The sequence below is a fragment of the Ruegeria sp. AP12 genome (assembly GCF_056540025.1).
In genome coordinates this window covers 1-572 of record NZ_JBQFVZ010000296.1, presented here as the reverse complement: position 1 = coordinate 572, position 572 = coordinate 1, and the positions used below count along the sequence as shown (strand labels likewise).

Genomic DNA, 572 nt, shown 5'->3' with positions numbered 1-572 from the left:
CGGCCAAAGTGTCGACCTGGCTCTATCGGGTCACGCTGAACCTGTGTCTGGACCGTAAGCGCAAAAAGACGCCTGAGCAGCTGCCCGAAGAGGCTGAGCCGCCCGACAACGCCGCCAGCGTGGTTGAGAAAATGCAGGATACGGCGCGCCATGACGCATTGCAGGTCGCGCTTGCGCAATTGCCCGACCGACAGCGACAAGCCGTCGTGTTGAGGCATATTGAGGAACTGTCCAACCCCGAGATTGCCGGGGTCATGGGCCTATCGGTAGAAGCGGTCGAAAGCTTGACCGCGCGTGGAAAGCGGGCTTTGTCGGCCATATTGGCCGGACGGCGGGAAGAACTGGGGTATGACGATGGCAGATGACGACATGGAACTGGAAAACCTGTTTGCTCAGGCGCGCAAGGACCGACCTGGCCTGCCGGATGATCTTGCCGTGCGTATCCAGACAGATGCCGAAACAATTCGGCTAGGGCGGGTGACGAAACACACACGCTCTGAACGGTCTCTGTGGCTACGCCTTCTGGACAATATCGGTGGATGGCAGGGCTTTAGCAGCTTGGCCGCTGCCAG

1 protein-coding gene and 1 pseudogene are annotated in these 572 nt (G+C 60.0%); both read left to right on the top strand.

What is annotated here, in order from left to right:
- Nucleotides 1-365: sigma-70 family RNA polymerase sigma factor (locus ACR0E6_RS22845; RefSeq protein ID WP_480587720.1), on the top strand; the 365-nt coding region annotated here is incomplete at its 5' end.
- Nucleotides 355-572, top strand: a pseudogene (locus ACR0E6_RS22840) (hypothetical protein); the annotation flags it as partial. The gene ACR0E6_RS22845 and the pseudogene ACR0E6_RS22840, both read left to right, overlap by 11 nt.